This window comes from Roseomonas sp. KE2513 (assembly GCF_016107305.1).
GTDB lineage: Bacteria > Pseudomonadota > Alphaproteobacteria > Acetobacterales > Acetobacteraceae > Roseomonas.
Window position 1 is genome coordinate 15571 of sequence record NZ_RCVR01000036.1, and the last position, 26384, is coordinate 41954.

The 26384-nt window shown below is 69.8% G+C and carries 27 protein-coding genes and 1 pseudogene; 12 read left to right on the forward strand and 16 right to left on the reverse strand.

What is annotated here, in order from left to right; translation table 11 throughout:
- Nucleotides 1–65: 65 nt before the first annotated feature.
- The 3 genes from D9599_RS32495 to D9599_RS24170 form a co-directional block, all read right to left on the reverse strand.
- Nucleotides 66–320, reverse strand: a complete 255-nt coding sequence (locus D9599_RS32495; RefSeq protein WP_375373069.1) for an ATP-binding protein — start codon at nucleotides 318–320, stop codon at nucleotides 66–68.
- Nucleotides 321–356: 36 nt separating this feature from the next.
- Complete coding sequence (locus tag D9599_RS24165) at nucleotides 357–533, reverse strand: hypothetical protein (RefSeq protein ID WP_198383861.1); 177 nt, start codon at nucleotides 531–533, stop codon at nucleotides 357–359.
- 202 nt (nucleotides 534–735) lie between these two features.
- On the reverse strand, nucleotides 736–1344 hold the full coding sequence (locus D9599_RS24170) for a helix-turn-helix domain-containing protein (RefSeq protein WP_198383862.1): 609 nt from the start codon (nucleotides 1342–1344) through the stop codon (nucleotides 736–738).
- A 303-nt stretch (nucleotides 1345–1647) separates the two neighbouring features.
- On the opposite strand from D9599_RS24170, the gene D9599_RS24175 reads away from it, so the two are divergent.
- The 5 genes from D9599_RS24175 (at nucleotide 1648) to D9599_RS24195 (ending at nucleotide 5648) form a co-directional block, all read left to right on the forward strand.
- Complete coding sequence (locus tag D9599_RS24175; protein WP_198383863.1) at nucleotides 1648–2100, forward strand: (2Fe-2S)-binding protein; 453 nt, start codon at nucleotides 1648–1650, stop codon at nucleotides 2098–2100.
- Between the two features lie 13 nt (nucleotides 2101–2113).
- A complete protein-coding gene (locus tag D9599_RS24180; RefSeq protein WP_232480849.1) occupies nucleotides 2114–4321 on the forward strand; it encodes a molybdopterin cofactor-binding domain-containing protein in 2208 nt (735 codons plus the stop codon).
- A complete protein-coding gene (locus tag D9599_RS24185; RefSeq protein ID WP_198383865.1) occupies nucleotides 4321–4686 on the forward strand; it encodes a cytochrome c family protein in 366 nt (121 codons plus the stop codon). Before D9599_RS24180 ends, D9599_RS24185 begins: the two co-directional genes overlap by 1 nt.
- A 422-nt stretch (nucleotides 4687–5108) precedes the next feature.
- A complete protein-coding gene (locus D9599_RS24190) occupies nucleotides 5109–5333 on the forward strand; it encodes a hypothetical protein (protein WP_198383866.1) in 225 nt (74 codons plus the stop codon).
- A 3-nt stretch (nucleotides 5334–5336) separates the two neighbouring features.
- Nucleotides 5337–5648: an alpha/beta fold hydrolase gene (locus D9599_RS24195; protein ID WP_198383867.1), complete on the forward strand. Its 312-nt coding sequence runs from the start codon at nucleotides 5337–5339 to the stop codon at nucleotides 5646–5648.
- 47 nt (nucleotides 5649–5695) lie between these two features.
- Here the strand turns inward: D9599_RS24195 and D9599_RS24200 are convergent, their stop codons facing one another.
- From D9599_RS24200 to D9599_RS24215, 4 genes are all read right to left on the reverse strand, one after another.
- The gene (locus D9599_RS24200) at nucleotides 5696–6523 is read right to left on the reverse strand and encodes an alpha/beta fold hydrolase (RefSeq protein WP_198383892.1); all 828 of its coding nucleotides are present in this window, start codon (nucleotides 6521–6523) and stop codon (nucleotides 5696–5698) included.
- Between the two features lie 240 nt (nucleotides 6524–6763).
- Nucleotides 6764–7768: a dicarboxylate transporter/tellurite-resistance protein TehA gene (gene tehA, locus D9599_RS24205; RefSeq protein ID WP_198383868.1), complete on the reverse strand. Its 1005-nt coding sequence runs from the start codon at nucleotides 7766–7768 to the stop codon at nucleotides 6764–6766.
- Nucleotides 7769–7955: 187 nt separating this feature from the next.
- Nucleotides 7956–8126 (reverse strand): hypothetical protein, encoded by a 171-nt coding sequence (locus tag D9599_RS24210; RefSeq protein ID WP_198383869.1) that lies wholly within the window; start codon nucleotides 8124–8126, stop codon nucleotides 7956–7958.
- 154 nt (nucleotides 8127–8280) lie between these two features.
- Nucleotides 8281–8445, reverse strand: coding sequence for a hypothetical protein (locus D9599_RS24215; RefSeq protein ID WP_198383870.1), 165 nt, complete (start codon nucleotides 8443–8445; stop codon nucleotides 8281–8283).
- Between the two features lie 398 nt (nucleotides 8446–8843).
- On the opposite strand from D9599_RS24215, the gene dinB reads away from it, so the two are divergent.
- Nucleotides 8844–9959 (forward strand): DNA polymerase IV, encoded by a 1116-nt coding sequence (dinB, locus tag D9599_RS24220; RefSeq protein ID WP_198383893.1) that lies wholly within the window; start codon nucleotides 8844–8846, stop codon nucleotides 9957–9959.
- A gap of 157 nt (nucleotides 9960–10116) precedes the next feature.
- On the opposite strand, the gene D9599_RS24225 is transcribed toward dinB, so the two are convergent.
- Nucleotides 10117–10734, reverse strand: coding sequence for a TetR/AcrR family transcriptional regulator (locus tag D9599_RS24225; protein ID WP_198383871.1), 618 nt, complete (start codon nucleotides 10732–10734; stop codon nucleotides 10117–10119).
- A 75-nt stretch (nucleotides 10735–10809) separates the two neighbouring features.
- Between D9599_RS24225 and bdcA the strand changes: the two genes are divergently transcribed.
- Nucleotides 10810–11523, forward strand: a complete 714-nt coding sequence (gene bdcA / locus D9599_RS24230; protein ID WP_198383872.1) for an SDR family oxidoreductase — start codon at nucleotides 10810–10812, stop codon at nucleotides 11521–11523.
- Between the two features lie 217 nt (nucleotides 11524–11740).
- On the opposite strand, the gene D9599_RS24235 is transcribed toward bdcA, so the two are convergent.
- From D9599_RS24235 to D9599_RS24260, 6 genes are all read right to left on the reverse strand, one after another.
- Entirely contained in the window at nucleotides 11741–12634 is an 894-nt protein-coding gene (locus tag D9599_RS24235; protein ID WP_198383873.1) for an alpha/beta fold hydrolase, read from the reverse strand.
- Nucleotides 12635–12644: 10 nt separating this feature from the next.
- Nucleotides 12645–13577 carry an alpha/beta fold hydrolase gene (locus D9599_RS24240; RefSeq protein ID WP_198383874.1) on the reverse strand — a complete coding sequence of 311 codons (933 nt, stop codon included), beginning with the start codon at nucleotides 13575–13577 and terminating at the stop codon, nucleotides 12645–12647.
- A 284-nt stretch (nucleotides 13578–13861) separates the two neighbouring features.
- On the reverse strand, nucleotides 13862–15274 hold the full coding sequence (locus tag D9599_RS24245; RefSeq protein WP_309228701.1) for an NAD(P)/FAD-dependent oxidoreductase: 1413 nt from the start codon (nucleotides 15272–15274) through the stop codon (nucleotides 13862–13864).
- Nucleotides 15271–15567 (reverse strand): (2Fe-2S)-binding protein, encoded by a 297-nt coding sequence (locus tag D9599_RS24250; RefSeq protein WP_198383875.1) that lies wholly within the window; start codon nucleotides 15565–15567, stop codon nucleotides 15271–15273. The genes D9599_RS24245 and D9599_RS24250 overlap by 4 nt, the downstream gene beginning before the upstream one ends.
- Nucleotides 15548–16672, reverse strand: a complete 1125-nt coding sequence (locus tag D9599_RS24255) for an FAD-binding oxidoreductase (protein ID WP_198383876.1) — start codon at nucleotides 16670–16672, stop codon at nucleotides 15548–15550. Before D9599_RS24255 ends, D9599_RS24250 begins: the two co-directional genes overlap by 20 nt.
- A gap of 76 nt (nucleotides 16673–16748) precedes the next feature.
- On the reverse strand, nucleotides 16749–17678 hold the full coding sequence (locus D9599_RS24260; protein WP_198383877.1) for a LysR substrate-binding domain-containing protein: 930 nt from the start codon (nucleotides 17676–17678) through the stop codon (nucleotides 16749–16751).
- Between the two features lie 105 nt (nucleotides 17679–17783).
- On the opposite strand from D9599_RS24260, the gene D9599_RS24265 reads away from it, so the two are divergent.
- The 3 genes from D9599_RS24265 (at nucleotide 17784) to D9599_RS24275 (ending at nucleotide 22590) form a co-directional block, all read left to right on the forward strand.
- A complete protein-coding gene (locus D9599_RS24265) occupies nucleotides 17784–19820 on the forward strand; it encodes a hydantoinase/oxoprolinase family protein (RefSeq protein ID WP_198383878.1) in 2037 nt (678 codons plus the stop codon).
- Nucleotides 19817–21541: a hydantoinase B/oxoprolinase family protein gene (locus D9599_RS24270; protein ID WP_198383879.1), complete on the forward strand. Its 1725-nt coding sequence runs from the start codon at nucleotides 19817–19819 to the stop codon at nucleotides 21539–21541. The genes D9599_RS24265 and D9599_RS24270 overlap by 4 nt, the downstream gene beginning before the upstream one ends.
- A 71-nt stretch (nucleotides 21542–21612) precedes the next feature.
- A complete protein-coding gene (locus tag D9599_RS24275; protein WP_309228702.1) occupies nucleotides 21613–22590 on the forward strand; it encodes a tripartite tricarboxylate transporter substrate binding protein in 978 nt (325 codons plus the stop codon).
- A gap of 210 nt (nucleotides 22591–22800) precedes the next feature.
- Here D9599_RS24275 and D9599_RS31575 read toward each other — a convergent pair whose 3' ends face one another.
- Together D9599_RS31575 and D9599_RS32500 are read right to left on the reverse strand one after the other, a co-directional pair.
- A complete protein-coding gene (locus tag D9599_RS31575; protein WP_232480851.1) occupies nucleotides 22801–23226 on the reverse strand; it encodes a heme-binding protein in 426 nt (141 codons plus the stop codon).
- Nucleotides 23227–23307: 81 nt separating this feature from the next.
- Nucleotides 23308–23487, reverse strand: a pseudogene (locus D9599_RS32500) (D-glutamate cyclase family protein); the annotation flags it as partial.
- A 221-nt stretch (nucleotides 23488–23708) separates the two neighbouring features.
- Between D9599_RS32500 and D9599_RS24285 the strand changes: the two are divergent.
- Nucleotides 23709–24170 carry a (2Fe-2S)-binding protein gene (locus D9599_RS24285; protein WP_198383881.1) on the forward strand — a complete coding sequence of 154 codons (462 nt, stop codon included), beginning with the start codon at nucleotides 23709–23711 and terminating at the stop codon, nucleotides 24168–24170.
- A 13-nt stretch (nucleotides 24171–24183) separates the two neighbouring features.
- Nucleotides 24184–26370 carry a molybdopterin cofactor-binding domain-containing protein gene (locus tag D9599_RS24290; RefSeq protein WP_198383882.1) on the forward strand — a complete coding sequence of 729 codons (2187 nt, stop codon included), beginning with the start codon at nucleotides 24184–24186 and terminating at the stop codon, nucleotides 26368–26370.
- The last annotated feature ends 14 nt before the right edge of the window (nucleotides 26371–26384 follow it).

The following is a 26384-nucleotide window of genomic DNA, read 5'->3' on the forward strand; positions in this document are numbered from 1 at the left end:
CCGCACGGGGTCATCACTCGATCATGAGAACCGAGGCTACACCCGCCTTCGTCTGCTGGCAAACATCAAGGAGCATTTCGGCGCGCTGCGGACCCGCGGCGCCATTCCTTCGTTCCGCAGGGCAGCGCTACCGTCACCGTGGAGCCCTCTCCAGGGATGCTGCGGATCCAGGTGTCGCCTCCATTCCTTCTGGCGAAATCTTTCACGGCGAAAAGACCGATCCCCGAGCCGGAGGCGACCTTCGTCGTGAAGTATCGATCGAAGGCGCGGGCTCGCACATCTTCCGGCATGCCGCATCCCGTGTCCGCAACAGAAATCACGGCCTTGCTGTGCGAGGCACAGAACGACGTGCACGGCTATTCCATTTTGCCGCAGATTGTCAGCGCACCCTGGCTAGGCATGGCATCGCGCGCATTCGCAGCCAAATGGAGCAGGGTCTGCTCCCACTCCTGCGGGCAGCACTCCACCGTCACCGCTTCCGCCGGGAAGCCGAGCTGCAGCTCGATCCGACTGCCAACGATCCAGCGCAGCATGGGCAATGCGTTCCTGAGCACGGCCCCTAGCTCGAAGCAGGTCGCCGCTTCACCGCTCGCGGCGCCGTAGGTCAGCAGGTGCCGGGCAGGATATCACGCTCCTCTCTACAGGCGCGATGCCCAGTGGGTTCGGTCACCCGCATCTCCCGTCACGCCGTCTGGATCTGCGTGGAAGTCAGGGCTTGGACCCAGATCGGCCGCCTCAGGCCACCGCCAGGGCGGCGTTTCCGTCCACGATCCCGCGTGACTGCGTGCTCCCGTACCCGGCCCGTATCCGCCGGCGCCAGTCGCTCGGCGTCAGTTCGGCGTGGCGGCGGAAGAGGCGGGAGAGATGCGCCTGGTCCGACAACCCGCAAGCCGCGGCAATCTGCGCCAGCGGCTCGCTTGTCGCTTGCATCAGCACCTTCGCGCGGGCGATGCGCCGCCGCATGACATAGAAATGCGGCGAGCACTCGAAGGACACGCTGAAGGCACGGGAGAAGAAGCTGCGGCTCAGCCGCACCGCGGCGGCCATCTCGACGACGGATAGGCTCTCGTGCATCCGCTCCTCCACGAGGTCGCGGATCCGCCTCTGCTGCCACGGCGCCAGCCCGGCGCAAGCGCGGCGCCGCGCGGGCAGCGGCTCCGCCTCCGGCGCCGATCGCAGCAAGCCCACCGCCATGGTATTCGCCTGCGATAGCGGCGAGTGCAGCCGCCGCGCGCTCGCGGCCAGCAGGCTCTCCGACGCGTCCAGCAGACCGGCGAGGCGCTCGATCTGGCTGGCCGGAACGAGGTGACCGGCGGAGGCCGGGATAGCGAAACCTGTCTGCATGGGGGATGCCCTTTCCTGTCCGGGCTTTCCCTCATGCCGTCTCCGGCGGGATGTGGCCCGTACCAGCCTCATGCATCCGGTGGCGCAGGGGGCGTGAGTAAAGCGGTGTTAAAACCTGCGGCTTCTCCTCCTTGCAGGCGTCTCCGCCACCGCCGGTCCCCGCGCCCGAACAGGAGAAGCGGAAACGACAAGCCTGCCCGGACGGCCAAGGCCTAGGGTCCGTTCCTTGCCGAGATTCCCGCCCAGCGCCGGCCGCTCTCTTCCCTGGGGCCGCCGCGGGGCAACACTCCACCAGGAGGCCGCATGTTTGAGCTGACCATTAACGGCGTGACGCGGAAGGTCGATGTCGAGGGCGACACGCCGCTGCTCTGGGTGCTGCGGGACACGCTCGGCATGACGGGTACGAAGTACGGCTGCGGCATCGCGCAGTGCGGCGCCTGCTCCGTGCTGATTGATGGGCAGGCCACGCGCTCTTGCGTTACGACGGTCGAGAGCGCCGTAGGCGCGCAGGTCACCACCATCGAGGCAATTGAAACGCTGCCGGTCGGCAAGAAAGTGGTGCAGGCCTGGGTGAGTGGGCAGGTGCCGCAATGCGGCTACTGCCAATCGGGCCAGGTGATCGCCGCCACCGCGCTGCTGCAGGAGACGCCTCGACCCACGGATGACGACATCGCTGCCGCGATGACCAACCTGTGCCGCTGCGGCACCTACAACAGTATCGCGGATGCCGTCCGCCACGCCGCCTCGGCGGCTTGACGGGAGAACGGGAATGGACGGCATGATCCCTCCCTTCGCACGCGCCCCTGCGGGGCCTCGTCTCTCCCGGCGCGGCCTGGGCGCCGGGCTCGGCGCGCTGATTCTCGGGGCCTCACTGCCCCGGCGCATGGCTCGCGCGGAGGGCGCCGTGCCGCCGCGCCCGGGCACGCGCGTCAGCGCCTTCCTGGAGATCCATCCCGACGGACGCTTTCGGCTGCTCTCCCCCTTCGTGGAGGGCGGGCAGGGCATCGCCACCACCATGGCGCAGCTGATGGGAGAGGAGTTGGACGTCGATCCCGCGCGCTTCGAGGTGGAATGCGCCCCGCCAGGGCTCGACTACGCGGTCATCGACGGCATGCGGATGACGGGCGGCTCCTCCTCCACCCGCTCCTCCCACGAGATCATGCGCCGGCTTGGCGCCACCGCGCGCGACATGCTGGTGCGCGCCGCCGCCGCGCGGTGGAAGGTGAGGCCGGAGCAACTCGTCACCGAGGACGGGCAGGTCCTGCATCGCCAGAGCGGCCGGCACCTGACCTATGCCGCGCTGGCTGACGAGGCGATGGCGCTTGCGCCGTCGGAGAACGTGAGGCTGCGCGACCCCAGGACCTTCCGCTACATCGGCAAGCCTGTCGCGCGGCTGGACATGCGGGACAAGTCCACCGGCCGTGCGGCCTACAGCATCGACACGCACGTCGATGGGATGCTCCAGGCCGCCGTGCAGCACGCGCCGCGCATCGGAGCGGAGGCCGGCGAGTTCGCGAACGAGGACGAGGTGCGCACCATGCCTGGCGTGCACTCCATCCACCGCCTGACGGACGCCGTGGCCGTGGTCGCCGATAGTTGGTGGCGCGCCCGCCGGGCGGTGGAGGCGCTGGAGGTGGACTGGAAGCCCGGCGCGGGCGGCCTGCCCGAGGATTTTTCCTCCGCCGGCATGCTCGCCGCGCTGAAGGCGGAGCGCGGCGCCGGCGCGGTGGCGGAGAGCGGCGGCGATCCCGAGGCGGCGCTCCGCGGCGCGGCCGCGGTGGTGGAGGCGGAATACGACGCGCCCTACCTCTCCCACGCGCAGTTGGAGCCGCCGTCGGCCCTTGCCCGCTTCAACGCGGACGGCACGCTCGATCTGTGGGTGCCGAACCAGATGCCGGAGTTGTTCCAGGGCGTAGCCGCGCAGGTGGCCGGCCTGGCGCCGGAACAGGTGAAGCTGCACTCGCCCATGCTGGGCGGCTTCTTCGGCAGGCACTTTCTCTACGACTTCGCTAACCCGTTCCAGCAGGCCATCCGGCTGGCCAAGGCGGTGGACCGCCCTGTGAAGGTGATCTGGAGCCGCGAGGAGGAGTTCGCGCGGGATGCGGTGCGGCCGATGGGCTTCGCGCGCTTCGAGGCTGGCCTGAATGCGGCGGGCATGCCCGTTGCGCTCCAGGCGACAGTGGTGGGGGAGGGGCCGATCGGCCGCTACTTCGGAGCGGCCATGGGGAATCCGCCCGTGGACCCCTCGATGGTCGAGGGCATCGTGGAGCGGCCTTACGCCATTCCCAACAAGCGCATCGACTGCGTGAAGCACCCGCAGCCCGCGGTGATCGCCTTCTGGCGCTCCGTCGGCCACTCGATGAACGAGTTCTTCTACGAATCCTTCCTAGACGAGATCGCGGCGGCCGGCGGCACGGACCCCTATGCGCTAAGGTTGGAGTTGCTGAAGGACAGCCCGCGCCAGCGCGATCTGCTGCGCGCGGTGGGCGACCTCTCCGGTGGGTGGAAGCGGGGGCCCTTCGACGCGGAGGGTGGCAAGCGTGCCCGCGGCGTCGCTCTGGCCGGCGCCTTCGGCACGGAGACAGCGACCATCGCCGAGGTCTCCATTCAGGACAGCGAGGTGCAGGTGCACGATGTCTGGGTGGCCATCGATCCCGGCTCCGTCGTGAACCCGGCCATCGTCGCCAACCAGGTGCAGTCCGCGGTGGCGCTCGGCCTCTCCTCCTCCCTGCTGGAGGAGGTGGTCTACGAGAGGGGCGCGCCGCTGGCCCGCAACTTCGACGCCTATCCGATCCTCAACCGCGCGCGCATGCCCCGCGTGCACGTGCGGATCGTCGAGAGCGGCGCCCCCATGGGTGGCATCGGCGAGCCCGGCCTGCCCGGCGTCCCGCCCGCTGTCGCCAACGCGGTTGCGGCGCTCACGGGCCAGCGCGTGCGCAGCCTTCCCCTCTCCAAGACCCGTTTCGGAGTTGTCTGATGCGTGCCTTCTCGATCCTACTAGCGGTCGCCGCGTTAGCCGCGCCCGCCGCGGCCGCGGATGCCGAAAAAGGGAAAACACTGTTCCAACGGCAATGCGCCACCTGTCACCAGCTGGCACAGACACGCAACGGCGCGGGGCCGCATCTGCAGGGCGTCATGGGTCGGGCCGCCGCTTCCGTGCAGGGCTATAACTATTCGCCTGCGCTGAGGGGATCCGGCATCGTGTGGACCCCGGACCAGCTGGACGCCTACCTTGCCAATCCCGTGGGCAAGGTGCCGGGCACGCGGATGGCCGTGCGCGTTGGGAACGATTCCGACCGGGCCGATATCGTCGCCTTCCTGCAGGGTGCCACCGCGCCCTGATCGCGCGCAGCTTTCCGGCCGGACTGCGACGGGCCGGGGAAGATGCCTGCCGCCCCGGCGACAGGCCGCCACATGGAGAGAACATGCCTCGCCGCTCCAGCGCGCGCAGGCCAGGGGCCATCACGGCCGTCAACAGGCGAGTGAAGGTTGGGGCCGGCATCTTACCTGCCGTTCCATCGGCAAGGGCATTCCCCTCCTTCCACGCAGTCGATTTCGCGGCACCATGGGCAGCTGGGACCCGGCCTTCCTCGACGCGCTCGTGAATTGCGAAATCAGGGTCATCACCTTCGACCACAGCGGCATCGGGCTATCCACGCGGGCGCGCAGCTATAATCCGCTGGAGATGGTGGAGGATCTGCGTGACCTGGTCACCGCTATGGAATTCGGCCGGCCGGCGGTGGGTGGCCGGTCGCTAGGGGGGGATGGTCGCGCAGGCGGCGCTGACCGCCATGCTGTCACTGCTGAGCCAGGTAGTGCTGATCGGTACCGTTCCTCCCGGACTAAATGTCCGGCCGGGCGAGCAACTCTACTACGACATCGCAACCGCCCCCGTTTGCAGCCTTGAGGAGGCCGCTGTCCTCTTCTTCGCGGCGCGCTCCGAGCGAAGCCGGGCTGCGGCGCGGCGTTCGGACGCGAGCATGGCGTAGCGCATGAAGGGACGCAGCATCGACGTGCCCGCCGCCTGGGCTGCCGCGCAGCTCGACGACGCGCCGCAGCGGCCCCTTTTTCCCGCCGAGGGCGTCCTCTCAGCCATGAGGACGACAGCGGTCCCGGTGCTTTACGTCAGCGGCGACAACGACATCGGAGTCCCCGCAGAGAACTGGTACACGCTGAACCGCCAGCTGCCGACCTTGAAGGTCATTACCTTCCCCGGCACCGGCACCGGCACCGCTCCGCACCACCACTACCCCAACTCGGTTACCGCCCACATCGCCGCGTTCCTGCGAGGCGGGGGCGATTAGCGAGGCGAGGGCGACCTTTGGCCGGGGAGGGTCGCCCTCGCAGGTCCTCAGCCCCTGATGAATGCGAGGAGGTCGGCGTTGATCACCTCGGCATGGGTGGTGGCCATGCCGTGGGGGAAGCCGGGATAGGTCTTCAGCGTGCCGTGCTTCAAGAGCCTAATCCCGATCCGGGCCGCGTCGTCGATCGGCACGATCTGGTCATCCTCGCCATGCATCAGCAGCACCGGCACCTCGATCGCCTTCAGGTCCTCGGTGAAGTCGGTTTCCGAGAAGGCCTTGATGCACTCGTAGTGCGCCTGGGCGCTGCCCATCATGCCCTGGCGCCACCAGTTGTCGACGATGCCTGGGATGGTCTCGGCGCCTGGCCGGTTGAAGCCGTAGAAGGGACCGGCGGGAACGTCGCGGAAGAACTGGGCACGGTTGGCGGCGAGCGCCTTGCGGAAGCCGTCGAACACCTCCAGGGGCAGACCGCCGGGGTTGGAGGCGCTCTTGACCATGACCGGCGGCACGGCGCCGATCAGCACGGCCTTGGCCACGCGCCCGTTGCCGCCGTGCCGGGCCACGTAGCGGGCGACCTCGCCGCCGCCGGTGGAGTGGCCGACGTGGACGGCGCCCCTCAGTTCAAGATGCGCCGCCAGCGCCGCGACATCCGCGGCGTAGGTGTTCATCTCGTTGCCCTTGTCAGTCTGGCTGGACCGGCCATGGCCGCGGCGGTCATGCGCGATTACGCGATAGCCCTGGGAAAGGAAGAACAGCATCTGGGTGTCCCAGTCGTCCGCGCTCAGCGGCCAGCCGTGATGGAAGACGATCGGCTGGCCCGAGCCCCAATCCTTGTAGAAGATCTGCGTGCCGTCCTGCGTGGTGATGAAGCTCATCGTCCTGCGTCCTTCGCTATAGAGGGTGGAGGAGGCCGGGGGAGGGCCCGCCTGCGCGAGCGCCGCCGCCGGAAGGGCCTGGGCCGCGGCTAGACCGGCTCCGGCCAGGATCGCGTCGCGCCGGTTGATCACGGCGGGCGCGCTTTCCTTCCTGTCCATGTCGGTTCTCCTGGAAGTAGTGCCTTCTGGGCCCGGCATCCTTGCCCTGTCCGGATGCGCAAATCTTGAACGGATCAGCCCTTACGGCCGGGCGGCGGGCGTGCTGCCGGCTGCTGGGGAGGAAGCAGAGAGCGGCCGCCGCTCCAGCTTCAGGCCGCCCCGGAACAGCAGGGCCAACGTCCCGACCACGAGGAGCCCTATCGCGATGTTGGAACCCAGGAAGAGTACCCGCGCCAGCGTGGCGACCGCGCCGGCATCCCCGCGCCCGACCATGATCAGCGCGGCGTTCGCCAGGGCCGTCACGCCGAAGCTGAAGGCCCAGTAGGCGGGGGTGAAGGGCTGTTCGAGTATCCAGGGCAGGAGCCGCAGCAGCAGAAGGGCCTGAAGGAGCCCGTAGCCGAGCAGCGCGTGCGCCAGCAAATCCGGCGGCCCTGCCGTCACGGAGAGGTAGCAGACCGCACCCACCACCGGCGGCGCGAGTTGGATGCCCAGCGTCGGCCTCAGCGGGACCGGCAGGGTGGGACCGTGATACAGGCGGTGGAGCAGCACCGACTCGATCGCGAGCCAGGAGAAGAGCCCTGCCCCGAAGGCGAGCTGCCCCCAATCCGCGAAGCCCAGAGCCGCCGCGCCGGTGCCGGTGACGAACGAGCCCGCCACCGCCGGCAGGTAGAGGATCGCGGTGGTCGCGCCGGGCTCGCGCTCCCCGCGCCAAAGCTGGCCGGAGCGCCAGAGAGCGAAGGCGAGCGTGACGGCCGCGCCCACGGCGTAGAGCACCGCGGCGGCGGCGTGCGAGAGGGGCAGCAGGGCCGCGGCGACCAGCATCGTCGCCACGCCGGTCAGGCCGGCGAAGCAGCACTGCACGGGGTGTGCAATCTCCGCCAGCGCCGCGTCGCGGGCGAGCAGCCACTTTGCCGCGTAGAGGATGACGAGGGCGGCCCAAACGAGGACCCCCAGCGCCAGCAGGACCTCTCCGATAGCGGCGGGCAGGCCCCAGACCCGATGCGCCAGGCGCCAGCCCCCGCCGAGGCCGACGAGGCCGAGAGCGATGCCGAAGAAGGAGGCGGGGACGAGGGGAAAGGATCTCATCGTGGCCTCACGCCGCAGTCCTGGCGCGGCCGCGTCGGTGGCGCGGCGTAGGCATGGTTGCGCGGCTGCATGGGGTTGGCCTCCGGTGCTGATCGGGAGGAACAGCTTGCTCCCGCGCCCCGCGCCGCGTCTTGAACGCTTGTCCGGGACCGGCCCGGAGCCGCCAGCAGCCTGGAGGGCCCCGTTCTCAGCGGAGTTCGATGCCCGACAGGTCGATCGAGGCGACCAGCGGTTCCCGTCCCGACCGACCATCCTCCCCACGTGGGGAGATGCGCTGCCGCCTCGGGAAGGCGATGCCTGACATGTCTGTATAATCCTCGAGATAATGGGCGTCCGGCGTGCCGCCGGCGATGTTCACCGTAGTCGTGCCGCTTCAGCAGGCCTGCATCATCGAGGTAGAGGGGCTGGCGGGCGCTGTGCGTGGCGATGCTCGCGGGGATCTGAGTCCGGAGCCGGTGCCAGATCGCGCCGTTCTCCTCCCAGACCGGCAGCTCCTCGCTCGTCACCTGCGGCTAGGCCAGCAGGAAGGGCATGTTGAGATAGGTCCACATTGCACAGCTCGCGAAGTAGGCAAGTTGCAACTCCGTCCAGGGCGTCCCCAGGCTTTGGCCCGCGAAGCTCCGCCGGGGTTCGGGCAGTTCCTCCAGCACCGTGCCATCGGCGTCCTCGAGCGCCACGCGGTCCGGTTCGAACCGGCTCCTTCGCGCGTCCCGTCGAAAGCGCAAGTGGCTTGCCCACCCCTTCCGCAGTCCGACGGTCACCCTCGCGCGCTCCAGGGTATGGGGGTGCCCCTTCACGGCCCCGAGGACGCCGCCCTGCGCCAAGTCGGCGGACACGGTCTCGAAGGCGGACCAGCGCTCGAGCCCGCCATGCGCCTCGATGACTCACTCTGCCAATGCGTCCACGCCGCTTCTCTTGCCGCCATGTGCCTAACACCGGACTTCCGGCCTTGGGCGGGAGGCTTGCGCGCGCGACCGCCTCCTGGCTTGGATTCTTGAAGCGCCGTGAGGCTCCTTTCAGCACGAGCGGGCAGGGGGAGGGGCGACAGCCGCCCAACTCCGCTCCCCACCATGGTATGCTGAGCCTTACCTTCCGTCCCCTCTGCGCCGAGCCTGTGACCCCCGCCCGCAAGATCATCCACGTGGACATGGACGCCTTCTACGCGTCGGTCGAGCAGCGGGATGACCCGTCGCTGGCTGGCCAGCCGCTGGCGGTGGGCGGTTCCCGGGAGCGCGGGGTCGTCGCTGCCGCCAGCTACGAGGCGCGGGCTTTTGGTGTGCGCTCGGCCATGCCGTCGCGCACCGCGCTCCGGCTCTGCCCGAATCTGCGGTTCGTGCCCCCTCGGTTCGAGCGCTACCGCGAGGTCTCCGCCCGCATCCGCGAGGTTTTCCTGGAGCACACGCCGCTGGTGGAGCCGCTCTCGCTCGATGAGGCCTACCTCGACGTGACCGAGAACCTGCAGGGGCTGCCCACCGCGACAGCGGTGGCGCGGCGGATACGCGGCGAGATCCTGGAGCGCACCGGGCTGACCGCCTCCGCGGGGGTCTCCTACAACAAGTTCCTTGCCAAGCTGGCGAGCGACATGCGCAAGCCCAACGGCATGTTCGTCATCACGCCCGAGAGGGGCGCGGCCTTCGTGGAGGCCTTGGAGGTCTCAAGGTTCCACGGGGTGGGGCCGGCGACGGCGGCCAGGATGGAGGCGCTGGGCATCCGTACCGGCCGCGACCTGCGCGAGCGGAGCCTGACCTTCCTGCAGGAGCACTTCGGCAAGGCGGGGGTGCATTTCCACGCCATCGCGCGCGGGGAGGACCACCGCCCGGTGGTGCCGGACCGGCCGCGGAAGTCCTCCGGCTCGGAGACGACCTATGCTCGCGACCTCACCACCTCGGCGGAGGTGGAGACGGGCATCGCGGCGCTCGCGGAGGAGGTATGGGGATGGTGCGAGAGGACCGGAACTTTCGGGCGCACCGTCACCGTAAAGGTGAAGTTCGCCGACTTTCGGCAGGTGACCCGCAGCCGCACCTCGCCCGTGCCGATCACCAGCGGGCGGGAACTCGCGCGGGTTTCGTTGGAGCTGGCACAGGGCGTCTTCCCGCTGCCCAAGGCCGTGCGGCTTCTCGGCGTGACAGTTGCCGGCTTCGACAACCTCCATGAGGAGCGCTCGGGCCAGATCAGCTTGGACTTTGGCTAAAGCAGGAGCGTGTTGGCGGGCACAGCCGCCCCGGAGCAGCGCGTCAGGAGCCGGTGCACCATTTGCGAAGCGGATCTTCAGGGACGGGGTCAGGCTTGCTTCGCGGCCTCCCTGACCCGTTACTGCCGATGGTTCAGCTCGATTGTCCAAGCGTCGTTCAGCAAGGCGCTTCCGCGCGCAGCGCCTCCGCCAGGACCGAGCCGGCAAGGCGGGCAGTGGCAAGCAGGCGATCCAAGCCGTGGCCCTGCCGCGCCATGGTGGAAAGGCCGGTCATCACCGTGAGCGTATAATCGGCCTGCCGCCCGGCTGCCTCGGGGTGAGTGGCTGCGACGAAGCGGCGAATGGCGTCCTCGCCAGCGGCGGTGAGCGCGCAGGCGGCCTCGCGTGCCTCGGGGTCGTTGCAGCGAGCGCCCTCGATGGCGAGGCAGCCGGCTGCGGCAGGGTCGGTCGCCGCAGGGTCGGCCGCGTAGCGGCGGGCGGCGTCCTCCAGCAAAGCGGAGAGCGCTTCGTCCACGGGGCGGCCGGGGCGGAGGATCTCGGTCAGGGGAATACCTTGCGTGCCGGTATAGCGGCAGAGCGTGCTGGCATAGAGGGCTGCCTTGCTGCCGAAGGCTGCGTAGAAGCTGGGCGGGTTGATGCCGATCGCCTCGGTGAGGTCGGCGACGCTGATTGCGTCGTAGCCGCGGGCGTGGAAGAGGCGCTGTGCGACGGCAAGGGCCTGTTCAGGGTCGAAGCGGCGGGGGCGACCACGAGGGCGTGCTGAATTTGTAGTCACCGATACAAAATGCCTTGACGGGGCGATCCGGCTATTTATGTAGCGACCACTAGGTTGATCCTCAAGGAGGGCCTGATGGCTGGTTTCAGTGGTAAGTCCGTTCTCGTGCTCGGTGGGAGCCGCGGAATCGGGGCGGCGATCGTGCGGCGCTTCGCCGCGGAGGGTGCGGCGGTTACCTTCACCTATGCCGGCTCAAAGGAGGCAGCGGAGCGGCTGGCTTCCGAGACGGGTAGCACCGCGGTGGTGACGGACAGCGCCGACCGGGACGCCGTGATTGCGCGGGTGCGGGGGAGCGGGTCGCTCGACGTGCTGGTGGTGAATGCGGGGGTGGGCGCCTTCGGCGATCCATTAGAGCAGGATCCGGACGCGGTGGACCGGCTGATCCGCATCAACGTGAACGCGCCCTACCATGTCGCGGTGGAGGCGGCGCGACGGATGCCTGAGGGCGGACGGATCATCGTGATCGGCTCCGTCAACGGCGACCGGATCCCCTTCCCGGGCCTCTCGGCCTACGCGATGAGCAAGTCGGCCCTGCAAGGCATGGCACGGGGTCTGGCGCGGGACTTCGGGCCGCGCGGAATCACGGTGAATGTGGTGCAGCCCGGCCCGACTGACACGGACCTGAACCCGGCGGATGGGCCCATGAAGGATATCCAGCACGCCGTCATGGCCCTCAAGCGCCACGGGCGGCCAGAGGATGTGGCGGGGATGGTGGCCTGGCTCGCAGGGCCTGAGGCAAGCTTCGTGACCGGGGCGATGCACACGATTGACGGCGGCTTCGGCGCCTGATTTGGCCATGGCGGGGCTGTCACGGCGCCGGCAGCCCCGTCCGATGTCGTGGCACACCTCGACGCTCCGAGGCCTCGCGTCACCTCTCTGACAGGTTTGGCGGGGGAAGCGCCTCCCACTTGGATGCGGCGTTCGGGTGCGTGGGCTCGGGCGTATCATTGGGCTGCGGATCGAGGCCGTGAGAGCATTCACCGCGTGGCGCCGCTCGGCCCCATGGTCACGCGGCCTCGGCCCTGACCCCGTCCTGGAAGGCGGTCAGGACCTGCAGGAAGGGCTCCGGCTGCTCGCGGAAGGGGAAGCTTCCGCTCCGGTTGATCAGATGGAACTGCGTGGCCGGCTGGTGCTGCGCGATGATGCGGAACAGCCAGAGCATGTGATCGCGCGAGACGAGCGGGTCTTCCGCCGCCGCGATGATCTGGGTGGGAACGGGAAAGGCGGCCTCCCGCGCCGCCCGGAACACGCCGAACTTGGCGCGCAACACGCTGCCGGCCAGAGCCGCGGCCGCGGCCGGATCGGCCATGCGCCGCAGCATGGCCTGGTGCGCCTCGCCCCCCGCAGCCGCCACCGCCGCGTCAAGCAGCGCATCGTCGATGTGGTGATGGGCGTAGGACATGCGATCGAACGCCCAGAACTGCGCCTGCCGCGTGGTGGCCGGGGAGGGCGCGGCGAAGAAGGTAAGGTTGTCCACCCCGTCGCCGCTGGGCGCGGCGGCCGCGCTGGCAACGATGGTAAGGGAGGCGAGAAGGGCCGGCTTCTCCAGCGCCACCATCGCCCCGACCAGTCCGCCCGCATCGTGCCCAACGAGGTGCACGGGACCGTCCGCCGTGGCGGCGATCACGGCGCAGGCGTGACGCACCAGGAACTCCACTGTCAGCGGTTCATCGCCTGCGGGCGTGCCGCCGCTGCCAGGGGAGTCGATGGCGATCACCCGCCGATCGCGGGCGAGGGCTTCCGGGAAGGAGCCCCAGAGATGGGAGCCGCCGGCATAGGGCACCAGACCGGGCAGGCTGCCGTGCAGCAGCACCACGGCGGGGCCTTCCCCTGCACCGGCTTCGAGGATGCGGGTCGCCAGGCCATCCACCTGGATAGTGCGGGAGGGGAGCGTGGTCACGGACGGGTCCTCAACGGGCACTGTGGAGATCGACAAAGCCGGCGAGCAGCGCGTTGAACCGCTCCGGGTGTTCCCGGTAGACGAAGTGGCCAGCCTCGTTGAACACGTTGAAGGTGGTGCGGCGCTCGTGCTTCGCGATGCGCTCGAATAGCTCCATCCCACGCTCCACCAGGGCGGTGCGGTCGTTGAAGCCCCAGATGACCTGCGTGGGGCGCTGCAGGCGGCCCTCGTCGATCCAGGTGAGGGTCTCGCGCTTGTAGCGGGCGAGGTCCGGCAGGAAGAGGCTGGCACCCAGGCCCTGTCCGACAACCTTGTCGACGCCGCGCCGGTAGCTCGGGTTGTTGAGCGTCTCCATCACCACGTCCATCCAGGCTTCCGTTACCACCTCCTTGCGGAAGCAGTAGTTCTCGTAGACCCAGCGGGCGGACTCCCGGGTGAAGGGTGGATGCGGGGGACGGGCCAGCACCACCTCGTTCGTGCCCACGCCGGGACTGAGCGTCCCGCTGGTGACGGTGGTGAGCGAGCGGATCAGGTCCGGACGCTCCATCGCCAGCCGTGCCGAGGCGAAGCCACCGCGGGAATGGCCGATGATGTGCACCGGCGGCAACTTTAGGGCGACGATGAAGTCGCGGATATGCGCGATCACGGTGGCCATCGTGTAGTCCTCGTCCCGCAGGGGCGGGTCGGTGAACCCCTGGCCGATCTTGTCCGGCACCACCACGCGGAAGCGCTTCGCAAGCGGTGCGACCTGCATGTTCCAGGCATAGGCGGAGGAGGCGGAATCGGCGCCGCCGAAATTGCCGCCATAAATGAAGACCAGCGTCTCGGGCCCTTCACCCGCCTCATGATAGGCGGTGCGGATTCCGCCGACATCGATGAACTGCCGGCGCGGAAGAGGATAGGGATCAACCGGCTTGCCGCGGTCCGCCGTCACGCTGTCCATCGCCTGTCTCCCCTTGCGGAACCGCTGCCGACCGCAGGGGGTAGACTACGCGCGGCAGTAGATGGCTATCAATCTTCCGGTCCTCGCTCCTGTCCGTGATCGAATGCTTCAGGACAGTAAGGAAGCTGGCTTGGCGGAGGTTCCGCAGCATCTGGTGCTTGGCATGACGCGGGTTGCCGGTGGTGCATCAAGCGTTGCCGCCTGATGCGTTCACACTGCAGGAAGACAGTGTGCCCTCAGCCGCACGCGACAAGATTGCCAAATACCCTTCGGCGTGGCTGACATCAGCCCCGCTCGACGGCGAGACGCTCTTCCTCAGTGTTCGACAAGCTGGCAAATTCGGCAACGGTCAGTGGCTTCACTGGGCTACGGAGGCGGTAATAGCCGACCTCGGCCGGCGACACGCCGCGCGCTTCCGCGATGACCTCTGTTACCGTCAGTCCGCAAAGCCTCCCCTGGCACGGCCCCATGCCGCAGCGCAGGAAGGTCTTCATCTGGTTTGGGCCGGAGACCTGCAGCCGCTCCGCCGTTTCGCGTAGCGTGCGCCCTGTCACCTCCTCACAGCGACAGGCCAGCGCCTCCTCGGCGGCGCGGCGAAAAACACCGGCCGGGCGATAAAGGGCGTCGAGGAAGGCACGGCCCCGCGACTGACGGGTGAGTCGCGCGCGCACCGGCGCGGCGAGGCTGTCGCGCGCCCTCTCCGAAATGCGGCCGAGCGCCGCCGCTGCGGCCAGCCCTGCCAGCGTGCCGCGGGAGCTGGCTGCCTCGGCGCCCGCGATGCCCGCACCGTCCCCGGCGAGGAAGAGGCCGGGGAGGGAGGTCGCGCCCCATTCGTCCGTGCGCGGCTGGAAGCAGGCCTGCGCCTCATTCCAATCCAGCGCGCAGCCGGCCGCGGCGGGCAGGTTGAGATTCGGTGTCACTCCTTGGTGCAGCAGCACGTGGTCCACCTGCACCGTGACCGGCGCGCCGGTGCCGCGGCGATAGACGACCCGCTCGGCGCGTACCTCGCCCTCGATGGCCAGCTCAGTCACTCCAGAGACGATGGGCACGGCGCGCCGCACCCTCGCCATCAGCGCCAGTCCTTTGCGCGCGTAGGGCGTGGCGAGAAAGGACGGCAGATAGGGCAGGGCGCGGCCCCAGTTGCCCCGCGGCGTCGTATCCAGGATCAGGGAAGGCGGCCGGCCCGCCGCAACGGACTGGGCGGCGAGCAGCCAGAGAAGCGGACCGCATCCTGCCAGCACCACGCGTCCCGTGGCGGCCAAGCCCTGCGCCTTCAGCAGCGTCTGCGCTGCGCCCGCGGTCAGCACACCCGGCAGCGTCCAGCCGGCAATGGGAAAGGGCCGCTCCTGCGCGCCGGTGGCCATCACCACCTGTCCGGCCTGCACCAGCCGCGCTTGCCCGTCCACGGAGAAGCCGACGCGGCGCTCCGCGTCCAGATGCCAGACGGTGGCGCCGGGCTGGTAGGTGGCGCCACTCCCGGCGAAAGCCGCGGCAATGGCGGCGCCCTTCCAGTAATCAGCGCCCAGCACGGCGCGGTCGGCCAGCGGCGTGGTCGTGACGGCGCGGTAGATCTGTCCTCCCGGCCCCGCGCCCTCATCCAGCAGCAGCACGGAGGCACCCTGCGCGACGGCAGCGGTAGCCGCCGACATCCCGGCAGGGCCGGCGCCGACGACGACGATGTCGTATCCGTCGCTCACCGCCCCGGTTCCCTTCGCCCGTGCTGGGTCTCCACCAACATGCCTTCGCGCAGCGGAACGAGGCAGGCCTGGCGGTTGCCGGTGCCGTCGATGACCACCAGGCAGTCGAAGCACACGCCCATCATGCAGTAGCCCCCGCGCGCCGCGCCGGAGACGGCGGTCTCGCGGCAGGCATCGCGCCCGAGCGCGAGAAGGGCCGCGGCCACGCTGTCGCCCTCCCGCCCCTCGACCGGCTCGCCGTCCAGCCGGAAGCGCAGCACGGGCCGCGCCGCCTCATGCAGCCGCCGAAACATCGAACCTCCTCGTTGTGAAGGCGCCGAGTAGCCCTTCGTCCAGGGCACCGGCATCGATCATCGGCGCGAGCAGCAGGGCGTGGGCCGCGGCGAGGGTGACGCCGCTGTGGCAGTTGCAGAGGAAGGCGCCGGGCGCCGCCTCGGACTGCTGGTAGATCGGGAATCCATCCTTCGTCATGACGCGCAGCGCCGACCAGGTGCGGACCACGTTCAGCCGCCCGATCTCCGGGAACATGCGGGCCGCACGCCGCGCCATTACCGCCAACACGCCGAGGCCGAGGCTGGTGTCGAAACCCGCCTCCTCCTGGCTGTCGCCCATCATGATGCCGCCCTCGTCGGTCTGGCGCAGCGTGACCACCGGATGGGTGAGGAAGGGTGAGGCCTTCTCCGTCACCAGTGCCTGACCGCGCTGCGGACGTACCGGGGCCGCCAGACTGAGCATCGGGCCGAGGCGTGCATTGCCCGTGCCGGCCGCCAGCACCACCTTGGCCGCGGCGAAGGCGCCCTTCGGCGTCACGATGCGGAAGCTGCCGCCGGGTAGCGCTTCCATCGTTTCTACCGGATGTTCTGGGAAGTAATCGCCACCGCGCGCGGCGAAAGCGAGGTGGGAGGCGCGGAAGGCACGCAGCGCGTTCAGGTGTCCGTCCAACGGGCAGTAGCTGGCGCCGACCACGTCGGGTCCGATGCCTGGAAAGACCTGCCGGACGCGAGCGCGGTCCCACATCTCGTAAGGGTATCTCTCGAAGCCGGGTTGGGCGTGCAGCCGGGCAAGGAAGGCGGCGCGCCGCTCCATCTCGGCCTCCGACAGCAGCAGGGTGAAGCCGCCGGGCTGGTCGAGGGCGCAGTCCACCCCGCTCTCCTGCTTCAACGCTGCCGCGAAATCCGGCCAGACGGCCGCGGAGCGCCGCGTCCAGGCGGAATAGGCGGGCATCCCCATGCCCTTGCTCTGCACCCAGACAAGCGAGAAATTGCCCCGGCTGGCACGGAAGGCCAGGTCACCCTCGTCCAGGATGGCGGTGCGGCGGCCGAGCCTTACCATGCCATAGCCGATGGCGGCGCCCATAAGCCCGCCTCCCAGCACCGCCACGTCGTATTCGCGCGTCATGCCTCCCCCGCCACACTGCGTGCGCTGGAGAGTCGGGGAGCGCGCCCGCGGGGTCAAATTGGTTCTGTGCGGCAGCCTATGTCTTTTCCTGATGGGCGGGGACGAGCGGAGCGAATCGCGCGTCGCACAGGGCGAGAAAGGCGGCGACAGCGCCGGGCCGTTCCGTCTCCGCCGCGCGCACGGCGACCAGGCCGAAGCCGACGGCCGGGCTGAAGGGCCGGGACAGCCCGCCCCGGGCCACGTGCGCCGCCGCCGTCACCGCGTCCACCAGCCCGATCCCGGTGCCCGCCAGCACGAGATCCGAGACCACGTGGCTCAGATGCGTCTCCACCTGGATCAGCGGAGCGATTCCGTTCTGCTCCAGCACTGCTTCCAGCTGACGGCCGATGCGGGTGGCAGGGGAGAGGGCCACTAGCCTCTCGCCGTCCAGATCCTGCGGCGTGACAATGGTCTTTCCGCCCAGCGCATGGCCCGGTGGCATTATGCAGAGGCAGCCGAGGGCGTAGCGCCGCTCAACGCGTAGACCCGCGAGGGGTGTTGCGTCACTGACAAGACCGAGGTGACATTCCTGCTTCAGCACCATCTGCACCACCTGTTCCGAGGGCACAGCGTGGAGGGAGATGGCGGTGCCAGGCCGCTCCTCGGTGAAGCGCTTCATCACCGGGGTCAGGATGCCAGTTGCGGCGGGCAGCACGCCCAGCGTCAGCGTGCCGCGCCGCCCCTTGCGGATCTGCGCCGCCACCGCCGCGATGCGGTCCAGGCCGATGAGCGAGCGCTCCACCTCCTGGAAGAGCAGAAGCCCCTCCGGCGTCGGCTGCAGCCGGCCGCGCACGCGGTCGAACAGGTGGAAGCCAAGATTCTCCTCGAGCTCTTTCAGCAGGCGCGTGGCTGCGGGCTGCGAGCGGCCCATCGCCTCTGCAGCGGCGGAGACGCTGCCGGTCAGGACCGTGAGTTGAAAGGCCTGCAGGGCGCGCTGGCTCATCGCATGGGGCATCGCGGCGTCCATCAGCTTTCCGGATAGCATGGCCGATAATTTGCATTGGAACAATCGTGCGGCGGGTGGGACCGTGATCGGGCGCAACACAGTCGGCGAAGGGTGAACCGGAAATCCATGGTGCGGATCGGCTTCGACGTCGGGGGAACCTTCACCGACTTCACGGTGCACGACACGCGCAGCGGCATGCTGCGCTACTACAAGACTCCCTCCACCCCCGCTGACCGCAGCCAGGCGATCGAGACCGGCGTTGCCGCCATCATCGCGGAATATGGCGTACGGCCGGAAGAGATCAGTTTCGTCGGCCACGGCACCACGGTCGCGACGAACATGGTCATCGAGCGACGCGGTGTCCGCATGGGCGTCGTGACGACGCGCGGCTTCCGGGACGTGCTGGAGATTGGGCGGCAGACGCGTCCGGCACTCTACGACTACGGCCAGGTGCGGCCACCGCCGCTGGCACCGCGCGCGCTCCGCTTCGAAGTAGGTGGCCGTATCGACGCCGCCGCGGAGGAGTTGGAGCCGCTGGACGAGCCGGGCGTCGCCGCGGCCGCGGAAGCCCTGGCGGCAGAGGGGGTGGAAGCGGTCGGGATCTGCTTCCTGCACAGCTACCTGCGCGACGACCACGAAGCCCGGGCCGCGGCCATCATACGTGCGCGGCTTCCGGACGCCTTCGTCTGCACCTCATCCGAGGTGCTGCCGGAGTTCCGGGAGTTCGAGCGCTTCTCCACCACTGCGATCAACGCCTATGTCGGCCCGCGCATGGCGGCCTACATGCAGCGGCTGCTGGACCGGCTCGCGGGGCTTGGCATCACGGCCGAGCCGGACACGATCCATTCCAACGGCGGGTTGATGTCGGTCGCGACCGCGCGCGGCTTCCCCGTCCGCACCTGCCTGTCAGGCCCGGCCGCCGGCGTGGTGGGCGCGGCGGAGGTGGCGCGGGCGGCGGGCTTTCCGGATATCGTCACCTACGACGTCGGCGGCACGAGCACGGACGTTTCTCTGGTGGCGGAGGGGCGTCCGGCCTTCGCGACATCGCGGCTCGTGGCGGACTACCCGGTCCGCACGCCGATGGTGGACGTGCATGTGATCGGCGCGGGCGGAGGCTCGATCGCCTGGATCGACGATGCCGGCGCGCTGAAGGTCGGGCCGCACAGCACCGGTGCCGATCCCGGCCCCGTCGCCTACGGGCGCGGCGGTCAGGAGCCGACGCTCACCGACGCCAACATCGTTCTGCACCGGTTGGACCCCGTGACGCTGCTCGGCGGCCGCATGAAGGTGGACGAGGCCGCAGCGCGCCATGCTATTGAGGAGCGGATCGCCAAGCCGCTCGGCCTCAGCGTGGAGGCGGCCGCGCTGGGCATCATCCGCATCGCCGTCGCCAGTATGAGCCGCGCCATCCGTTCCGTCTCCACGGAAAAGGGGCACGACCTCGGCCGCTTCGCCCTCTTCCCCTTCGGTGGGGCGGGGCCGCTGCATGCGGGAGCTGTGGCGCGGGAATGCGGCATCCGCCGCGTCCTCGTCCCGCAGGAGCCGGGCACGATGTGCGCGCGCGGCATCCTCATGTCCGATATCAGCCTCGACTTTGTCCGCAGCGAGATCGCCGAGGCCACTGGGGAGAACTGGCCGGGCATCATGGCCCGCTTCGAGGCCATGGCACGCCAGGGTGGGGAATGGCTTGAAGCTAGCCAAGTGGAGCCGGTGCGCCGCACTGTCCACCGCGTGATCGATGCCCGGTACAAGGGCCAGAACCACGAGGTGCAGGTCCGGCTGCCTACGAAGGGCGACTTTGCGTTGGATGACTTCCAGCGAGAGTTCGCGGCCGCGCACCGCCGCGAATACGGCTACGACGTGCCTGGGCGCGCAGTGGAGGTGGTGAACGCCCGCCTCAAGGCCGTGGGTGGGGTGGACCGCCCCGCCGCCCGCTTCGAGGGCGGTACCTCCGGCACGCCAGATCCCCGCGCCAAGCGCCAGGTGCATTTCGATGCGGGCTGGGTAGAGACGCCCATCTTCGACCGTGCCACGCTCTCCGCGGGCGCCACAATCCCGGGTCCCGCCATCCTGGACGAGATGAGTTCCACTACCGTCGTCGAGCCCGGCCAGCGGGTGACGGTGGATCCTTCCGGCAACCTGATCGTGGAGATCGCCCCATGAGCGACGATGTGAGCGACGCCGCCCGCACTCTCTCCGATCCGATCGCGATGGAGGTCTTCAGCAATCGCCTCCTCTCCATTACCGAGGACATGGGCAACGCGCTGATCCGCTCCTCCTTCTCCACCAACATCAAGGAGCGCAAGGACTGCTCCGTCGGGCTGTTCGACGCCGCGGGGCGGCTGATCGCTCAGGCCTCGCATATCCCGCTGCACCTCGGCTCCCTGATGGGCAGCGTGCGCGCCGTGCTGGAGGCCTGCCCGATCGAGCGGATGCGCGAGGGTGACGCCTTTATCTGCAACGACCCCTATCTCGCGGGCGGCACGCACACGCCGGATATCGCGGTGGTGACGCCGGTCTTCGTGGAGGGAACGCCGCGCTTCCTCGCCGCCAATGTTGGTCACCATTCGGATGTGGGCGGGCCGACGCCCGGCTCCATCTCCGGTGGCGCCCGTTCCATCTTCGAGGAAGGACTGCGCATCCCCGTCATCCGCCTCGTCCGGGCGGGGGAGCTGGACGAGGACCTGCTGAACCTCGTCGCCCAGAACTCGCGGGAGCCGGAGGAGCGCGCGCTCGATCTGAAGGTGCAGGTCGCATCCAATCTCCGCGGCGTGCGGCTCATGCAGGACCTCTGCGCCGGGATGGGCCTCGCCGCCGCGACCGCTGCGATCGACGACCTGCTAGCCTACACGGCACGCCGCCTCGGCAACCGCATCGGCGCCATGGCGGCGGGCAGCGCCACCGGCCGTGCCTGGATGGACGATGACGGGCTGGACGGCGACCCCGTGGAGATCGTGGCGGGCGTGACCGTCGAGGGCGACCGGCTGATCGTGGATTTCGCGGGCACCGCTCCGCAGGCGCGCGGCGCGATGAACGTGCCGGAGAGCGCGCTGCGCGCTACCGTCTACTACGCCGTGAAGGCGCTGCTGGACCCGGAGCTGCTGCCGAACCAGGGCTTGGCCGAGCGCGTGGAGATACGCGCACCCGAAGGCAGCCTGGTCAATCCGCGCTTCCCCGCGGCAACGGGTGCGCGCAGCATCACCTGCAACAAGGTGGCCCGCGCCCTCTTTGCTGCCCTCGCGGAGTTGCTGCCGCCGGAGCGCGCGATGGCCGCGAGCCTCGACAGCGTGCCCGCGATCATCTTCTCCGGCGAGCGGCGGCGCGGCGACGGCACCTTCGTCTACCTCGAGACAATGGGCGGCGGCGTCGGTGCGCGGGGCGCGGCCGACGGCATGGACGGGGTGCATGTCCACGTCACCAACACCTCCAACCTGCCGGCCGAGGCGCTGGAGAACGAGTACGCCCTGCTGGTGGAGGAGTACGCGCTGGTGGAGGGCTCGGGCGGGGCCGGGCGGCACCGCGGCGGCCAGGGCATCGCCCGCCAGATCCGCGCGACGCGGGACGGCATCGTCTTCTCCGCGCGGTCCGACGGGCACAAGGCGGGCGCCCCCGGCCTCTTCGGCGGCCTGTCCGGTGGCAAGGCGCGGCTGCTGCGAAACCCCGGCACGAACCGCGAGGAGGAGCTCTCCTCCAAGGCCGCGAACCTCGTGCTCGCGGCCGGCGAGAGCGTGCGACTGGAGACGCCAGGCGGCGGCGGGTTCGGTACACCGGCGGAGCGGCTGGCCGCGGCGCTGGCGGCGGACCTCGCGGATGGCCGGCTGACGCGCGACCAGGCCGAGCGCGACTACGGTGCGGCGCTGGTCGCTGCCGCGCTGCGGAACTGAAGTGGGGCGCGGCCCGGAAGAGGCCGTGCCCGGGAGATGCCGTCACGCCTCTGACCGAAGGATGCAGGACCGTGCTCACACGACGTGACTGGCTGGCCGCCCTGGCCGCCGCCCCCGCCGCGACCAACCTGGCTCGCCCGGCGCTCGCCCAGGCCTGGCCGTCCCGCCCCGTCCGGCTCGTCGTGCCCTTCGCGGCGGGGGGCGGCACCGACGTGCTCGCCCGCATCCTCGCCAACGGGCTCTCCGAGCGCCTCGGGGCGACGGTGGTGGTGGAGAACCGCACCGGTGCCGGCGGCAATCTCGGCCTGGAGAACGTCATCCGCGCGCCGGCCGATGGCTATTCGCTTCTGATGGGCACGAATGGGGCGGTGGCGGTGAACCGGCACCTCTATCACAACCTCGGCTTCGACCCGCTGAAGGATCTCGTGCCGATCAGCCTGGCCTTCCGGATCGAGCATCTCCTCGCCGTCTCCAACGCCCTGCCCGCGCGCTCCGTTGGCGAGCTGATCGCGATGGCGAAGGCGCGGCCGGGCACTCTCACCTTCGGTTCCGCGGGCACGGGCTCGATGATCCACCTGGCAGGGGAGCTGTTCCGGCTGAAAGCCGGGATCGACATCACCCACGTTCCCTATCGCGGCGGCGGCCCCGCGATGAACGATCTCGTGGCTGGGACGATCGACATGATGTTCGACAGCCTTCCCTCCGCCGAGCCGCAGGTGAAGGCCGGCCGCGTGCGGGCGCTGGCCCTCTGCGGCACGCGCCGCCACCCGCTGCTGCCGGAGTTGCCGACGATGGAGGAGGCAGGCCTGTCCGGCTACGCAGCCGCCTCCACCGGCGGCCTGTTCGCGCCCCAAGGCACGCCGCCTGCGGTGGTGGATCGCGTCGCAGCCGCGGTGCGGGAACTTACCGATAGCGGCGCATTCCGCGAGCAGATGGGGCGATCCGGCGGGGATGCCGTGGCGGCTGGTCCGGCAGAACTGGCCGCGATGATGGCGCGCGAGAGCGAGCAGTGGGGCACCGTGGTGCGCGAGGCGAAAATCTCGGCTTGAGGCGCACGCTTCAGCACAGGCAGAGACAGGAGCCCAGATCCCAATCCGGTGCGCTGCATGATGGCGGGGCCAGGAGCTTCGCCACCAGCGCCGCGACGGTCAGGCCAAGATCCCCGTGCCCGAAAGCGAACCAGAGCCCTGCCGGCCGTAGGGCGGGCCGATCATCAGCCCGAGTTCGCAAAGAAAAGGGTGCCCGTTTCGCGAGGTGCCCTAAGCCCCGTCCGCCAGACCGAGGGAGCGCAGGGCGGCGGCGGCGACCTGCCGGTCCTGGTCACCCGTGCCCGAGCCGACGCCGATGCCGCCGACGATCTCTCCCTCGACGATGACCGGCAGCCCGCCCTTCAGGTTCGTCATGCGAAGACCCGTCGCGAGGGCGAGGCGCGTCTCCATCTCTGGCGCCAACCCACCGGTTGGCGCACCTGTCGCGGCAGCAGTCGCGGCCTTGGCCTGTGCGGAGGCGACCGAGAGGACGCGCGAGCCGTCCATCCGGAGGAAGCCAACAAGATTGGCGCCCTCGTCCGCGACGGCGATGCATTGCGGCACGCCCATTCGCGCCGCCTCCGCCTCCGCGGCGGCGAGGAGGGCCATGACAGTCGCATGGGTCATCTTGCGGGCGGGGCGGGTGAGCGCGGTCATGCAACGTTCTCCGGGAGGTCGGTGACAAGCATGGCACCGGGCGCACGTGTCGCGAAGAGCGGCACGCCGCACTCTCCCAGTTCGGGGCGGAGGGGCTTGCCCCGATTCGGGCCGTCGGTCGGTGGTGCCGAGCGTGGCGGCATCGCCGACGTGGAGAGCGACGCCGCGGCTGCGGGGCAGGCGCGCCGTGGTCACCGCGACACACGCCAAGTCTTTAAGCGCGAATGGGCGCATGGAGGCGACGAGAGGCCCGCACGCCACGGCCGTGGACCCCGCTGAACAGGGAGGCCCGCCACTTCGGCTCCCCAGTCGCCAAGCCAAGGAGTGGACGGTCAGTGAGCACGAACACCGGAACCCAGATCAATCCTCAGGCACCGTCAGACGCACCTGCTTCCTGCCGGTCCGCTCACCTTTGGGTTGCAGGGGCCGCCGTTACCGTTTGATAGTCAGAGCAACGAGAACGTCCAAGGGCGGCAACCGCAATGGCCAAGCTGAACATCAACGGCACTCTGGTGGAGGTGGACGCGGAACCCGATACGCCCCTGCTCTGGGCGATCCGGGACCATGTTGGCCTGACCGGCACGAAGTACGGATGCGGCGTCGCGCAGTGCGGCGCATGTACCGTTCATGTGGATGGCCAGGCAATCCGCGCCTGCTCCCTGCCGGTCTCCGCCATGGCCGAGGACCAGAGGATCGTCACGATCGAGGGCCTGTCACCTGACGGGAACCACCCGGTCCAGGTGGCCTGGCGCGCACTGGACGTGCCGCAATGCGGCTTCTGCCAGTCCGGCATGATCATGGCGGCCGCCGCGCTCCTCGCCGAGAAGCCCAGGCCGACGGACGACGAGATCAACGAGGCGATCACCAATATCTGCCGCTGCGGCACCTTCAACCGCGTGCGCGCTGGCATCCACCAAGCCGCCGCCGCGGGCACCACGGGCTGAGGGGAGACGCGCCATGACCACGCTCGACACCGTGCGGCCCTCCCGCCGGTCCCTCCTGAAGGGCGCCGGAGCGGCCGTCCTGCTCGGCTTCCACGTCCCGCCCAGGGGCGCCTTGGCGCAGTCGGCAGCACCCGCCGCTTCCGCCGTTCCGGAGGTGAACGCCTGGGGCGTCGTCCACCCCGACGACCGCGTCGTCCTCCGCATGGCACGGGTGGAGATGGGGCAGGGGACGCGCACCGGCCTCGCCCAGCTTATCGCCGAGGAATTGCAGTGCGACTGGTCGAAGGTCTCGACCGAGTACGTGACGCCCGGCCAGAGCCTCGCACGCAACCGCGCCTGGGGCGCTTTCCTGACGGCAGGCAGCCAGGGTATCCGGCAGAGCCAGGACTATGTCCGCAAGGGCGGCGCGGCCGCGCGCATGATGCTCATCCAGGCGGCGGCGAACCGGTGGGGCGCGCCGGCCGACCAGTGCAGCTCGCGGAACGGCGTGATTACGCACGGCCCCAGCGGCCGCACGCTGCGCTACGGCGAGGTCGCGGCCGAAGCGGCCCGTCTCACGCCGCCAGCTGAGGTTCCGCTGAAGGATCCGCGCGAATGGACCATCGCCGGGCAGCCGCTGGCGCGGTTGGACACTGCGGACAAGACGACAGGGAAGCAGGTCTACGGCGCGGACCTGCGGATGCCTGGGATGCTCGTCGCGGTGCCGCGACGCTGCCCCGTCTTCGGCGGGCGGCTGAAGTCGTTCGATGCGGCGGCTGTGACGAGCATGCCCGGCGTGAAACACGTCCTGCAGGTTGGTGACTCCTGCGTTGCGGTCGTGGCCGATACCTTCTGGCGCGCAAAATCGGCGCTCGACGCCCTGCCGGTCGAGTGGGACGTCGGCGAGAACGGCCGCGTCTCTTCCGCTACGATCGGCGCTATGCTGGACGAGGGGCTGACCGCCTCCGAGGCCTTTGTCGGAAACGAGAACGGCGACGCCCGCGCCGCCATCGCGGGCGCCGCCCGGAAGGTGGAGGCGACCTATTCCTACCCCTTCCTGAACCACGCGCCGATGGAGCCGATGAACGCCACAGTGCTGTGGACCCCCACGCGCTGCGATGTCTGGTGCCCGACGCAGAACGGGGAGGCCGCGCTGGCCGCCGCCGCCGGCGCCGCCGGCCTGCCGCAGACCGCCTGCGACGTGCACCGCGTGGATCTCGGCGGCGGCTTCGGTCGGCGCACGGTGCATGACTGGTTGGAGGACGCGGTCCGCATCGCGCGCCAGGTCCCTGGCGTCCCCGTCAAGACGATGTGGACGCGGGAGGAGGACATGGTGCAGGGGCGCTACCACCCCGTCACCAAGTGCCGGCTGACGGCGGGCCTGGACGCCAATGGCGAGATCACCGGCCTGCACATGCGCATTTCCGGTCAGTCCATCCTGTCCACCGCCTTCCCGGGCGGGCTGCAGAACGGGCGCGATCCCGTGCAGTTTCAGGGGCTGAACGCGAGTGGCGCGGAGGGCGCGATCGGCTACAGCTTCCCGAACCTGCTGATCGACCATGCCATGCGGAACACGCACGTACCCGCCCATTTCTGGCGCGGCGTGAACCACAACCAGAACGCCATCTACCTGGAGTGCTTTCTGGACGAGGTCGCGCACGCGACGAACCAGGACCCGCTGGCACTGCGCCGCAAGCTCATGGCAAAGCATCCGAAGCACCTCGCGGTGCTGAACGCGGTGGCCGAGCGGATCGGGTGGGGCTCGCCCTCGCCTGCCGGTGTTCATCGCGGCCTCGCGCAGCAGATGGGCTTCGGCAGCTACGTCGCCGCGGCGGCCGAGGTCTCGGTCAGCGACTCCGGTCAGCTCAGCATCCACCGGATCGTCGCGGCGACCGATCCCGGCCATGCGGCGAACCCGCGGCAGATCGAGATGCAGGTCGAGGGGTCCTTCGTCTACGGCCTCTCCGCCCTGCTCTATCAGGAGATCACCGTGAAAGACGGCGCGGTCGAGCAGACGAACTTCGACAGCTACAACGTCCTCCGCATGGACGAGATGCCGAAGGTTGAGACGATCGTCCTGCCCTCTGGCGGCTTCTGGGGCGGCGTGGGCGAGCCGACGATCATGGTGGCGGCTCCAGCGGTGCTGAACGCGATCTTCGCGGCCACGGGCAAGCGGATCCGCGACATGCCGCTGAAGCACCACGACCTCCGCCGCGCCTGAGGCACGACAGGGGC